This window comes from Streptomyces sp. NPDC056987, assembly GCF_042673865.1.
In the GTDB taxonomy this organism is placed as follows: Bacteria; Actinomycetota; Actinomycetes; order Streptomycetales; family Streptomycetaceae; genus Streptomyces.
In genome coordinates, this window is sequence record NZ_JBHURV010000001.1 from 387,435 (window position 1) to 400,192 (window position 12,758).

The 12,758-nt window shown below is 70.0% G+C and carries 8 protein-coding genes; all 8 read right to left on the minus strand.

Annotation, left to right across the window (positions count from 1 at the left end):
- Window positions 1-19: 19 nt before the first annotated feature.
- The 8 genes from ACFTZC_RS01710 to ACFTZC_RS01745 are packed head-to-tail and all read right to left on the minus strand — an operon-like array spanning window position 20 to window position 12,732.
- A complete protein-coding gene (locus ACFTZC_RS01710) occupies window positions 20-544 on the minus strand; it encodes a phage baseplate assembly protein V (RefSeq protein ID WP_382885771.1) in 525 nt (174 codons plus the stop codon).
- A 34-nt stretch (window positions 545-578) separates the two neighbouring features.
- Window positions 579-1,718, minus strand: coding sequence for a hypothetical protein (locus ACFTZC_RS01715; RefSeq protein ID WP_382885772.1), 1,140 nt, complete (start codon window positions 1,716-1,718; stop codon window positions 579-581).
- Window positions 1,711-2,073, minus strand: coding sequence for a hypothetical protein (locus ACFTZC_RS01720; RefSeq protein ID WP_382885774.1), 363 nt, complete (start codon window positions 2,071-2,073; stop codon window positions 1,711-1,713). Before ACFTZC_RS01720 ends, ACFTZC_RS01715 begins: the two co-directional genes overlap by 8 nt.
- A gap of 6 nt (window positions 2,074-2,079) precedes the next feature.
- Window positions 2,080-2,799 (minus strand): hypothetical protein, encoded by a 720-nt coding sequence (locus ACFTZC_RS01725; RefSeq protein ID WP_382885776.1) that lies wholly within the window; start codon window positions 2,797-2,799, stop codon window positions 2,080-2,082.
- Between the two features lie 19 nt (window positions 2,800-2,818).
- Window positions 2,819-3,508: a hypothetical protein gene (locus ACFTZC_RS01730; RefSeq protein ID WP_382885778.1), complete on the minus strand. Its 690-nt coding sequence runs from the start codon at window positions 3,506-3,508 to the stop codon at window positions 2,819-2,821.
- Window positions 3,509-3,524: 16 nt separating this feature from the next.
- The gene (locus tag ACFTZC_RS01735) at window positions 3,525-10,397 is read right to left on the minus strand and encodes a DUF4157 domain-containing protein (RefSeq protein WP_382885780.1); all 6,873 of its coding nucleotides are present in this window, start codon (window positions 10,395-10,397) and stop codon (window positions 3,525-3,527) included.
- Window positions 10,394-10,744: a hypothetical protein gene (locus tag ACFTZC_RS01740; RefSeq protein ID WP_382885782.1), complete on the minus strand. Its 351-nt coding sequence runs from the start codon at window positions 10,742-10,744 to the stop codon at window positions 10,394-10,396. Before ACFTZC_RS01740 ends, ACFTZC_RS01735 begins: the two co-directional genes overlap by 4 nt.
- Entirely contained in the window at window positions 10,735-12,732 is a 1,998-nt protein-coding gene (locus tag ACFTZC_RS01745; protein ID WP_382886020.1) for an ATP-binding protein, read from the minus strand. Before ACFTZC_RS01745 ends, ACFTZC_RS01740 begins: the two co-directional genes overlap by 10 nt.
- Window positions 12,733-12,758: the final 26 nt, after the last annotated feature.

Sequence of the window (12,758 nt, forward strand, 5' to 3'; positions counted from 1 at the left end):
TCTCTCCCCGTCGCTGTGCTCATCGCTTCTTGGGCACGGTCAGCCGGCCCCCGTTGATGCTGACCTCGTCACCGATCAACTCGATCGTCGCGCCACTGCCGTTGCCGACGGTCACGCCCCTCTCGTCGATCCGGATGTACGCGCCGCCCCTGGCCTCCAGCAGGATCCCGGTGCCGCCGGGCACGTCCGACATGACCAGCTTGTGGTTGCCGGGGGTCTGGATCACCACCGGCTGCGAGGCGGGCAGCTCCGCGCTCGCGCGGGGCGGCAGCTCGGCGGCGTCCCCGTACCAACACCCCGTCCAGACAGGGAAGCTGGGGTCTCCCTGCTCGAACTCCACCCACACCCCGGCGCCGATCTCCGGGACGGCGTACTGACCCGACTGGCGCCCGGTGAACGGCAGACAGGGCAGCGCCCAGGTGGACGCCTCGTCGCCGAGCACATCCGGCACCTGGGCCGTGATCCTGCCGATCCTGAGCGGATCCCTGTTGTCGATCACCCGGCCCCGGAACTTGCCGAGGAAGCGGTTGTTCGGTGCCGCCATACGAAGTAGCTCCTGGTCTGATCCCTGGCGTCCTCTACGGACGGACGGTGGTGCTCCTGGCGATGAGTCCCTCGCGGGAGATCGTGAAGTTCTGCTGGTACGAGCCGGGCCTGAGGTTGTGGGTGACGGACTTGACGTAGTAGTCGCCGTCGTACGTCACCCCGGCGCCTCGCACCCCGACCAACTCGCGCGGGCGCAGGATGTAGCCGTGCCGGTTCACGTCCAGCGATCCGGACCCGGAGATGGCGTCGGCGGAGGTCGCGGCGCGCGCCAGAGCCTCCGCCTCGGCCTGTCCCTGGTCCTTCTTGGCGGTTCCGGACAAGGTCTTGCGCTTGAGCGCGGGCGTGGCCCGGCGGCCCAGCGGCGGCCGGAGCGGACTGATGTCGGGCTGGGCGAGCAGGGTGATGTCGCGGGTGCGCGGATTCTGGACGCGCGCCTGCGGCTCCTCGCGGGCGGTCCCGTCGTACGCGAAGGTGAGCTGGTCGACGGTGGAGTTGTTGTCCATGTTGACGTTGAGCGCGTGCTGCCGCTGCCCGATCCGCTGCTCGGGCCCCCAGAACGCGACGGACCGCCCGGGGCGTGGCCCGGGTTCGAGATAGAACGTGAACCCGTTCGCCTTCGCCAGGTCGTTCACATACTGGAGGTCGGTCCCGGTCTGATAGTCGACGCGCCACTGCTCGCGAGGCGGCTGCTGAACCTGCTCGCGGATGATGCGGGTGTCGATCCCGTAGTCGGCGTACTTGGCGAGGATCCGTTCGACGCGCTGGGACGGCGCGAGGTTGGGATACCGGTCGGTCCGCTCCTCCAGATCCATCAGCAGGGTGAGGTCCTCGCCGGTGACGGTGAGGGTGGTCTGCCCCGGCTGATTGCTGGCCCCGACCTCCTGCCGCACGATCAGCCCGTCGAGCAGCACGGTGGCGACGCCCTTGACGGCCGCGGTGACGATCACCCGGGTCCGCGGGTCGAAGAACCCCTCGGGCAGCAGCCGCCGGTTGATCACCCCCGTCTTCGTCAGGTCGAACGCGATCTGGAACCCGCTCCGCTCCCCCGCGGTGGTGGTGATCTGCGCGGACAGCAGCGCCTCGGTCACTTCGGCCGGCACGGGACGGGTGAGCTGGGGCCCCATGTACAGGCTGAGATGTACGGGCCCGTTCCCGACCGGCTCATCAGCCACGGCCGCCCCCGGCGAACCCGCCCGGCAGCGGCACGTCGATACGCCGACCGGGCTCGGCGGTCAACTCCCGCGGATCGAGCACGGGGTTGGCATCGGCGATCTGCCACCACTGCCCGGGGTCCCCGAAGTACCGCTGCCCGAGGTGATCGGGCCGCTCCCCGCTGCTGACGATGTGCGGCGCGGTGGCGTTCTCCGTCCCGTCGAGGGCCGGCAGCAACCGCCGCTTGGCGTACCGCACTTCGGTCCCGTCGGCCTGGACGTGCACCCCGATCTCGACATCGTGGTACCGGCTGTCACGGGGATACGGATGGGCCCCTGGAATCGCGTCGAGGGCGCTCTCGTACGGCTCGATCATCTCCGCCTACCTCCCGATCCCGGCGCCGAATCCAACGCCACCGAAGCCACCGACGCCCCCGGCGCCGCCACCGAGCCCAAGGCTCCCGAGCTGCCCCCCGACCGCGGCGGCGGCGAGCCGCTCCTTCTGCGCGAGATGCGCCAGATACAACTCGGCCCCGCGATGCCCGGCAGGCAGATCGCTGACGGTGAGCACTTTGAGCCCGATGCTGAGGCTCGCCCGAATAGGATTGAGATTCACGTCGAACGCCGACTCGTTGACGGACAACTCGGTCAACCGCACGGGCATGACTCTCTTGCTCCCCCAGGTGAAGAGGGTGAGCGGCGTCTCGATCGGACTGATCTCAATGGTCCCGTTCTGCGCCAACTTGGAAGCGGCCCGAAGCTGCGCGGTAGTCGGCTGCACCAGCATTTCGAGCACGGCGAGCTGAGGATGAATCCCGTCGGGCGCCGCCACCTCGAACTGATCGGTGGCATCGATCTCGGCGGTGAACTTCCACGTCTCCTGGGCCGGGCCCTTGAGTCGCAGAGCCTCGTTCCGGTCCCCGCTTCCACTCCCTCCGCCGCCGGAATCCCCACTGCCACCGGCGGCCTGGGGCGAGACGGAGCGTTCGAGGGTGTCGGGGTTGAACTGCAGCACGATGATGCGCTGCGGGGTGCCGCGCTCGGGGTCGACGATGACGATGCCGGAGCGGATGGGCTTGGGTATGTCGGCGTAGCGGGTCATGGGTTCCCTGTCCGTGTGTCTAGCGGAGGCGTTCGGCGAGCTGTGTATGCAGGGGTGCGTAATCGTGGTGCGCGAAAACAGTCGGCAGGACCTCCAACATCACCTGTAGATCAGCAGCTGTGCCGGGGAATTCCACGTCGTCCAGCGGCGCCTCCGTGAAGAGGTGTTGCCAGTCAAACACTCCCTTGGTCAGTCGCAGTGTGTCGACATATTGACGGTAGTCGAGATCCATCTGCCAAAGAGTGTTCGTTCGGTGATCGGAGAACCAGACTTCGGGATTTCCGACCCCGGGCTGTAGTCGCAACGCAACGAAGGAGCCAGTTCCGGTGAAAGGACTGGAGTCGATGACGCGGAACCCTGTGGCCAGTTCGCGTTGTTCGTCCGAGTAGAGCGAGGACGGAAACTCCGGAGATTCCTCGTGCACGGCCAGCGGTAGGGGAGTGAGTCGGAACTCGCCTGCCAGGGCTGGGTAAGGGGCGACGGTCCGCCATTGGCTGCCTAGTTGTGAAAAACGGATGTAGGCGCTGCGCGGTTCCGTGCCAATTTCGATGCCCTCCCATTCGGCGAGATCATCGAAGGCTGAATCCTCCGCCAGTAGATCGATGCCCTCCCGTGCCTCGTTCAGCACGTCGATAGCTGGGCTGTCCCGGAGTTCATCGAGGACTCTGAGCCAGTCCCATTCGTATGATGTTGGTTCATCGAGTTCCAATGCCCTCTCCTGTGATCTAGGCGAAATACAGCTTCTTATTTTGCTCGGCTTTCTCCAATATTGTAATCACTCTGGCCGCCGCAGCCAGCGCTGCAGGCCCTGGCCGCCGCGCCTTCAGCTTGGCTTCGAGGTCGCCCATTCCTGAGAATTTCTGACTCGGCTGGCTTTCCCTGAGGCGAACAATTCGCTTGGCGATGGCGGTGGTGAGTCCGGTGGTGACCGCGATTATCTCGTTGTGGGTCGCCGTGTTCAGGTTGACTGTGAGCGGAGTGTTTCCGGTCGGTCCCCACGGTGGCTCGGCGAAGCTCCCGCTGGTCCAGGACTTTCCTGGGTGGCTCTTCCTCTGCCAATGTCCGTTGGGGTATTCGTAGCTTCCCCAATGCATTTTTACGGAACTTGGGAATCCTGGGTGACTGTCGCGCATGGTGATATCAACGTCATACCAGATCATGTCCTGAAGCTCATTGGTCTCCCCTTTTATTTTTTCCCTCTTGCCGATTGCGCGCGCAGCGGGATGTTCTGCTCCTTCTCGAGCGGCGATGTTGTCTTCGCGGCGAGCGGGTGCCAAGTTCGACGTCGAAGTGTGGCCTCCGAGCTGCGCGGTGAGCATGTGCATGCGCACCCAGGCGCCTCCGTTGGAAAGTCCGCCCGCGACTACGCGGTCCCAGCCCAAAGGCCATGAGTCCGGACGTTCATGAGACTCCGTGCCCAGCGGTGTGTCCTTTTTTATGAAATGCGCCTTGAAGGACTTCGCTGTGTCCCCGTCCGAGAACGCCGGAAGAATGGTGGCCGGCATCGGCGGCTTGCCACCTCCTCGGGAACGCTGTTCCAGGGCTGTTGCGAGTTGTTTCATGAGCGCTCTCAACGCACTTAGTTCTCCCTCGACGTCGGGCCGATCACCGCCGGGGAAGATCGGTTCCCCGTACGAGGGTCGACTCGTGCGCCGCGTGTACCGCTCGTTACTGGTCTCCGGGGCGGGTAGACCTTTCTGCGTCTTCTCCGCGTGCTCTCTCAGCGCTTCTGCTTTTTTCCGAGATTCCTCCTGGCTGGAGTGCAGATCCCGGTCTCCGGAGATCGGCGATGAGTTGTTCTCCAGTTTCCAGTTGTCGATGTATGACTTGATCGAGGCCAGGGTGCTCCGCATCGCGAGGTCGGCGCTGTCGCCCTTGCCGTCGAAGAGCAGCGTGTGCAGCGATCCGTCAACGGTGCGAAAGCGGACGGAGGGGAGGTCGTAGTCCTTCCTGCCCTGCTGCCCAGCCTCGTTGTCCCGATCCCGCCTGTGGTCCCTGCGGCGATCAGACGACCGGTCTTGATCGTGCCGGCGGCGCCACTGTTCCCGCAGCCTGCGCAGCCGGTCGTTCAGACGGCCGCCGACCTTGCGGCGCGCCTTGCCGTACAGCCTGCGGGCCGCCCGACGGGCCCTGTTGACCGCTGACTTGATGGTCTGGCGGGCGCGCCGGATCGGGCGGCGGCGGGGACGGTCACCGGGGCGGCGGGTCTTTTCGGTGTCGCGGCGCCGGTCGTCCCTGCGGTCGTCGTCCCGGCGGCGGTCGTCGCGGCGCGTGTTCCTCGGGTCCCGGTCGCGCTCGTCCTTGCGGTCCGTGCCCGGGCGGCGCCGGTCGGGCCGGAGTGTGTCGCGGGCCGGGCCCCGACGGGTGGGCCTATTCGTGGGGGTGTCCCGGTCGTCGTCCCGTGTCCTGCGGTCCGCGTCCCGCGCCCGCCGCCTGGCCGCGTTCACCTCGCGGCCGTCCTCGCGGCGCTCCTCGTCGCTGCGGCGCTTCTTCGGCCGTGTCGTGTGCGAGGGGCGCGGCTTCTTCTCCGGGGAGGAACGCTTGCCGGGGCTGGGCTTCGGTCGTGGGCGGGACGTCTGGTCCGGGGTCGGCTTCCGGGGTGCCGGGCGGTCGGTGGCCGGGCGGTCGCTCGTCGGAGTGCGGTCGTCCGCGGCCGTGGAGGGCTCGTCGTTCCTGGGTTTGCCGGGCGGGTCCGGCTGGCCCGGAGTGTCGGACGGTCCCGGCTTCTTCTTGCGGAGGTTCTTCAGCATGTCACCTAGCCGGTCGGCCACCTTGCCCATGAACCGGCCGACACCCTCGATCAGGAACTGGTACACCAGCTCCAGCAGCGCGACGACCCCCGCCGCGACCGCCTTCGCGAAGGGCAGCGCCCCCCTGCCGCTCTTGACCGACTTCAGGAAGTCCATGAACAGCCCGAAAGCGGCGAGGATCTCGCTGAGCGCCCCCCACGCCGTCTGCAGGGCGTCGATGACGGCCATGACCCAGCCGGCGCCCGGAATGAGTTTGGCGACGACCTTCTCGACGACCAAAACGCCGATGATGAGGGGCAGTTGCGGGAGGGCCTCCTCCCAGGCCATCTGGCCCATCTCCTCCGCGGTGACCCCACCGTCGAGGAGTGCCTGGAAGTCCTCCATCGGGATGCCGATGATCTCCTGGACCTTCTGGTTGAACCAGGCCTTGACGGCGGCCTTGATCTCCTCGAAGAGGTGATCCTGTGCCCCGGTTTCCGCGGCGGCCCCCGCCTTGCTGATCCAGTCGCCCGGATCCGAGACGATGTCGTTGAAGATGGCCGCCCACTCGCCGAGCCCCTGCACCACCGCGGCGCCGAACTCCAGCGCGCCGACGGTCACGCTCTCCGCGACGTCGACGGCCGCCAGGAGCCCCGTCTCCAGGAGGTCGAGTCCCGCGAGCAGCGCTCCGCACAGGCCGTCGAGCAGCTTCCCGGCGACCTCCTTGAGAGCGTCGGCGAACTCATTGACCTTGTCCACGGCCCAGTCGCGTGCGCCGTCGATCGTGTTCCGCCACTTGTCGCGCATCGCCGGGTAGTCGGCGAGCAGTTCGTCACCCAGGGCGATCAGAGCGTCGGCGAAGACGTTGATCTGGTCGATGACCCAGTTGCGGGCGTCGTCGATGAGCTGGAAGACCGCCTGCTTGAACTTGTCGATGACGTCGGTGACGAACTGGCGTGCTTCTTCGAAGACCGTCTTGATGGCGTTCTTGAGCTCCTCGAAGAACTCCTTCAGCTTCTCGATGGCCTCTTCGAGCCAGTTGTCAGCGTCGCTCTTGCCTTCTTCCTGCTTCTCCTCGGCCTCCCGCTCCGCGTCGGTCTGTGTGTCCGTGATCCTCTGGTTGTCGTCCTCGGTGCGCTTGTCGACGTCCTCGTCGGTCTCCTTCTCCTTGTCGGTGATGTCCTTCCGGACCTTCTCGTACTTCTTGCCCTTCTTGTCGTCGATCTCCGCGACCTTGCCGTCCTGCTCCTGGCGCCAGTCGGCGCGGGAGGCGGAGATGTCGGACCTGCCCTTCTCACGGGTGTCGGACTGCTTCTTGCTGCTGGCGTCGACCTCCCGCTTGAGGTCCTGGTCGTACTTCTCCTTGTCCTGCTGCGACTTCTCGTCCTTCGCCCCCCGCTCCTTGGTCATCTTGCCCCGGCCCTCGGTGAAGCCGGCCTGGATCTGCGGGCCTCGGTCGTGTTCGGCCACGGCGGAGGCGGACTCGATCGGCACGCTCCCGGAAACCGACCGCGGGCCACTCGACTTCGCGGTCTTCTTCCCGCCGGGCACCTTGCCGGTCAGGGTCTCCACCGGCACGTCGGGATAGATCTGGTCCTCGCCCATCGGCAGGCCCGCGTCCGTACGGCCCGACCGGTGCAGTTCGTTCTTCCGGTCGTCCAGCTTCTGGCTCTGCTCGTCCGTGCGCTGCGGATCCGAGTCGTTCTCCAACGGCAGCCTGGGCGCGTCGCCCACCTTGGCGTTCTGCAGCCCCTCGTCCTTGGTGGGGAGCCCCAGGATCGAGTCGATCAGGTCGTCCAGCGGCAGAATCTCCTTGAGCAGGCTGCCGAACAACTGGGCGCCGATCGTCACGGCGATGTCCCACCAACTGGGCTCCGGCACGTTCGAACCCGGCAGCTCGCCTTCCGGTTTCTGCTCGCCGGTGATCTCGGGCGTACTGCCTTGCGCCGCCTTGGTACGGGCCACCTTGGCGTTGGTGTACGTACCGGGTGCGGCCACGGTCGGGCCGCCCGGCACCGTCCTCGGGGAGCCCGACGGGCGCCGCGTCTTCGGTGGTGCCTTGCGCAGCGTCGTCCGTTCCTTCTCGACCGACCGGCCGACCGCGCCGTCGACGCCCTTCAACGTCTCCAGCGCCTGGTGCGGCTTGAGCCCCGACGCGGTGGCCAGCCCCGACTCGGGCGTCGCGTTCGAGACGTCGGGCGCGGGAGCCTCCTTCTTGGCCTTTCCCGCGCCGGACCCACCGGTCCTGCCCGCGCCACGACCGGCCCGCCCGGGAGCCGGAGCCGAGGCCGAGGCCGAGCGACCGCCTCCGCCACCGCCGCCCCGGCGGACGGTCTTCGCCGCCTGCCGGGCGGCCTGACGCTTGGCAGGCGTCTGCCTCGCCCGCGGGGCCGCCCCCGCGGAGCCGGAACGCGGCGCTGCGGCGGCCTTGGGCGATGTGCCCTTCGCTTCCTGACCGGCCATGGGCGAGGGACCGTTGCCCGGCGACAGCGCCGGAGCGGAAACCGGTCCCGGCACCGAGACCTTGTCCGGGCCGCTCTGCGGAGCGGGGGAGGTGGCGGGCCCACCGCCCTCGGTGACGTCCTGGTCGGTGGCGGCGGGGCCGGGCGTGGGGGCGGGTGTTTCCTGTGCGCTGTTCCCGCCGTCGCCGGTCCGGCCCGTACCCGCCTCGGCGGACCCGCCGGTTCCGGCACCGCTCTCCGCGCCGGTCGGCCCGCCAGAGCTCTGGGGCCCGGCGGAACGCTCCGATTCCCCGCCCGCCTCCGTCCGGCCGCCTCCGTCGGTCGCGGCAGCCTTGCCCTCCGCAGCGGAGCCGGAGCCGGACGAGGCCGTGTCGGCTCCCTGGCTACGGGCGTCCTCACCGGCCTTGTCCAACTGCTCAGGTGCGGCCGTCTCACCGGGCCCGGAGGCTGTTCCACCCCCGGCGCTGTCGGCGGTACGAGCCGCTTCCTCCCGCCGCTGCGCCTCGGCGTCCTCCCCGCGCTCCTCCGCCTGCCTCTTCTCCCAGGCCGCTTCAGCGGCATCCGCCCCGGGTGCCACGGCCGTCCCGGAATCCGGCACCCCCAGGTCGCCCGCACCGCTGCCTTCCGCGGCCCCGAGACTCTGCTCGGCGGACGCGGCACCCAAGAGGTCCTGAGCGGACTCTCCTCCGGCGTCCTCCTCGGCCCCGGAACGCGAGGAAGAGTCCGCCGATGCGTCCGATGCGCTCTGGTCCTGCTCCGCGCTCGGCGCCGACGCGACAGCCGTGGAGGGAAGGCTGGGTCGGGCTGCGGTTCCCTTCTTCCGTTCCTCGACGAGTCCGGGGTTCTTCGCCGCATCCGTGTATCCGACGAGGTCGATGTCGGGGACGGGTTCGTTACCCCTGCCCGCGTCCTCGTCCGCTTCCGTGTCGCGCTGTTCCTCGGCGCCGTCCTCCGAGGATTCCGACTCCAGCCCCAACGGCTCGTCGTCAGCGCCCTCTTCATTGTCCGGATCGCCCGCGGCGCGGGCCGTGCCGAGGTCACCGCCGGTCCTGGCCTTCTCACCCGGTTCGGCTCCGCTCCTGTCCACGGCTGCCGGGGCAGCCGTGGCGTCCCCGCTCTCGGCGCGCCCCCCGGCAGGGGCGTCGTCCTGCTGCGGCTGCTCCTCCGTGGCCTGCCTGTCCTGCTCCTGAGCGGCGTTGTCCGCCGGGCCTTCCGCCTCCTGCTCCTGCTGCTCCTCCTCGTTCGCGCCCGCTTCGTCCTTCGACGCGTCCTCCTGCGCGGCCGCGTCCTTGCCGTCGCGGGCGGCGGCGTCCCTGTCCTCCTGCTGGGACTGCGACCGGTCCTGCTGCCGGCCCGCCGCCTCTTCCCGGTCCTGGTCGGCGACCTGTGCCGGGGAGGCCGCGGTGTCGGCGCCGTCCCGGGCACCGGTCCCTCCGCCACCCTCACCCGGGCGGTCCCGTTCATCCTGCCGGGCGGATTCCTGCGGGCCTTCCGCCGGCTCCCGTCCGTCGCCCCGCTCCTCACCCGGCTCGGGCTCCCGCTCCCGTTCCCGCGTGATCTCCTCCGCCTCGCCGGGAAGAGGCGTCGGGGCCCCGGCGGCCCGTAGTGGCAGCGGGCCTTGCCGCTCCGTCTCGTCGACCAGGTCCAGCAGCCGGCCGAGGACCGGGGTGGGCAGCCGTACCTCCAGCCGGTCGAGCACGCTCTCCTGCACCGTCGGTGCCATACGCGCCAGTTGGAGCCGCGCCCGGCCCGACCGGTCCTCGGGGTCGCCGCGCAGGGAGCGTACGACGCCGTTCGTGAGGCGGTCGATCAGCGTCGCGGGGTCCAGCTCCTCCATGCGGCGCCGGTCCGCGTCCACGGTGGCGTACCGCAGCCAGCCCGGAGTGGCCTGTCCCTCCTCGACCAGCGGGGCGGACCGCTCGGCATCGTTCGGCTCCGGGTGTACGAGGGCCTGGGCCGTCCCCTCCGCCTCGCGCTCCATTTTCTCCTGCGGCAGGCTCACCGCGCCCAGGTCGCGGCCCGCGCGCAGGGTGCCCAGGCCGTCCGGGTTCTGGATCGTGTGCAGCAACTCGTGGGCCAGCAGGCGCTGTCCGTCCGCCGTGCCCGGGCGGTAGGCGCCCTCGCCGAAGAAGATGTCCTGGCCCACCGCGACCGCGTCCGCGCCCAGAAGGGACGTCAGGTGGCTCGCGTCGCGGTCGGTGTGGAGGCGTACGCGGCCGAGGTCGTGGCCGAGTTGTTCCTCCAGCTCGCGGCGGACGCTCACGTCCAGCGGCTGGCCCGCGCCGCTGACGATGTCCTTGGGCTCGGGGGTACGGGACGCCGCGGCGCGCTCCTTGCGCTTGCGGCGCCTGGCCTCCTGCGCGGCACGGGCCTCCTGCGCCGTCGCCGACGTGCTCTGCGTGCTCATCGACCGCTCCCTCGTGTCGACTCACCGCGTCCTGAAAGGCCCGCGTGGACCGCGCGCGCCAGTGCCTCGCCCAGGCGGCGCGGCGAGGTGGTCGCGGGGAGGGGCGGCAGGCCGGTCAGGGCATCCAGGGCACGTCCGCCGTCCGTGGCCAGGGGGACGCCCCGGTCGCGTACGAGCCGGGCCAACTCGGCCTCGAAGGCGGCCGATACGCGGTCCGGGTCCAGCCGGTCGAAGCCGTCCAGGACCAGCTCGCCGATCTCCACCCGCACCGAGGGCAGGGGCGATGGCGCCGCGCCTCGCGGTTCCTCGTGGCGCCGCTCGTCGTGCCGTACTCCGTTCAGATCCATCCCTGGACCTCCGAAGGCGTCAACGACCGGTCCAGTTTGAGGTATTCGGTGCGCGCCGCCTCCAGCATGTGGCGCATCCGGAGGCGGTCGCCCTCCTCCGCCGCGAGGAAGGCGCCCGACAGCGCGATGTTGCGGATGGAGCCGCCCGCCACGGTCAGCCGGGCCAGCCGCTCGGGATCGATGCCCTTCATCGGGGCCCGCGCGGGCAGCACCCGCCGCCAGATCTCGGCGCGTTCGGCCTCACCGGGGAACGGGAAGTCGACGACGAAGCGGATCCGGCGCATGAACGCCGTGTCCAGGGCCTGCTTCATGTTGGTCGTCAGGATCGCCAGGCCCCGGTACGCCTCCATCCGCATCAGAAGATAGCTGACCTCCAGGTTGGCGTACCGGTCATGGCTGTCCTTCACCTCGCTGCGCTTGCCGAAGAGCGCGTCCGCCTCGTCGAACAGCAGGAGCGCGCCGCCGCGTTCGGCCGCGTCGAAGACCTTGCGCAGGTTCTTCTCGGTCTCCCCGATGTACTTGCTGACCACCTGGGACAGATCGATGATGAAGAGATCCAGCCCCAGCTCCTTCGCCATCACCTCGGCGGCCAGGGTCTTCCCGGTGCCGGAGCCGCCCGCGAAGAGCGCGGTGACCCCGAGGCCACGGCGCAGGGTCGACGCGAAGCCCCACTCCTGGTACACGGTGGCGCGCTGCCGCACATGTGCCACGGTCTCCCGCAGGATCTTCAACTGCCGCTCCGCCAGCACGAGATCGCCCCAGGACGCCTGCGGCTCGATGCGCCGGCCCAGCTCGTCCATGCCCATCCGGGCCTCTTCCAGACCCGCCTTCCACGCCAGTGCGGTGGCGCCCGTACCGTTCGCGTGCGGAAGGTCCCGTACGACACCGGCCCCGGCGGCCCTGACGAGGTGCGGCGGCAGCGAGAACTGCTCCACGAGGCCCCGCAGATCGTCCTCGGAGATGTCCGGTACGCCGTCGAAGGCGGCCGTCCACACACCGAGCTGTTCCTCGGAGTCGAGTGTCGGGACGGTGACCCGCTCGCCCCGCTGCCGCTCGCTGGGCCGCGGATCGGTGCTGGAGACGCAGAGCGGAACAGCCGCGCTCTCGATGAACGCGTCGGCGGCGCCCGCCTGTTCGCGGTCCAGGCCGTCGCCGGTCTCGACCAGCAGCGCGGCCGGCAGCAGCACCGCCTCGCGCTGCCAGAGCCGGGCCAGCCGGTCGCGTTCGTCCGGGGCGGTGGGCAGATCCGCCGCCGTCAGCGTGTAGAGCCCGAGCCCCGAACGGCGCGCCGCCGCCGCGGCGATGTCGGCGCGCGACCGCTGATCGCCGCCGACCAGCTCGACCCGGAGCGGGGCCCGCTGTCCGGCGTCGCCCGCCCACCCCGCGGCGACCCGGTCGGCCGCCAGGTCGTACGAGGCCGGGAGCGCGTCCGGTGCCGCCGTACGGCGCAGCAGCCCGTGCAGCCGCGCGTCCAGATAGGGCGAGCCGGCCAGGAAGTGCAGGACGCGTTCGTCGAGGCGGAGCCGGGACACGGTCAGCCGGGTCTCGTCGGCCAGCTCGATCAACCGCCAGCGGCGCAGGGGGGCGACGGGTGTCAGCGCGCTCCAGTGCGGTTCGGGGAGCGCGGCGAGGGCGAGGGAGAACGTCGGGTACGCCCGCTCCGGGTCACCGCTCGCCGCAGCGCAGCGGGCACCGGTGGTGGGGTCCAGCTCCGCCGCCGCGGCGAGGAGCACGATCTCGCGTTCGAAGGCGCTGAGCCCGAAGCAGGAGGCCAGGGCCTCCAGGGTGGCGGGGTGCGCGGGGCCGGGGCCGGTTGACCGGGTGGGGGCGGGGGAGTGCGGTGGGGCGTTCTCGGGGTGTGCGCGCCGCGCGTGGGCGTCGACGTGCGCGAGGACGGAACGTACCGCCTCGGTCAGTGCGCGGCCCTCCGCCGCCTCCGCGTTGTCCGTCGCCGTACCGGTGCTACCCGCCCGTGTGCCCGTGTCCATGTCCTCACCCGCCCCCGTCTCGCTCA

Bases quoted from the DNA above. Each gene is read 5' to 3' on its own strand.
- ACFTZC_RS01710 (WP_382885771.1), bottom strand. From the start codon at position 544: ATGGCGGCACCGAACAACCGCTTCCTCGGCAAGTTCCGGGGCCGGGTG.
- ACFTZC_RS01720 (WP_382885774.1), bottom strand. From the start codon at position 2,073: ATGATCGAGCCGTACGAGAGCGCCCTCGACGCGATTCCAGGGGCCCAT.
- ACFTZC_RS01725 (WP_382885776.1), bottom strand. From the start codon at position 2,799: ATGACCCGCTACGCCGACATACCCAAGCCCATCCGCTCCGGCATCGTC.
- ACFTZC_RS01735 (WP_382885780.1), bottom strand. From the start codon at position 10,397: ATGAGCACGCAGAGCACGTCGGCGACGGCGCAGGAGGCCCGTGCCGCG.
- ACFTZC_RS01740 (WP_382885782.1), bottom strand. From the start codon at position 10,744: ATGGATCTGAACGGAGTACGGCACGACGAGCGGCGCCACGAGGAACCG.
- ACFTZC_RS01745 (WP_382886020.1), bottom strand. From the start codon at position 12,732: ATGGACACGGGCACACGGGCGGGTAGCACCGGTACGGCGACGGACAAC.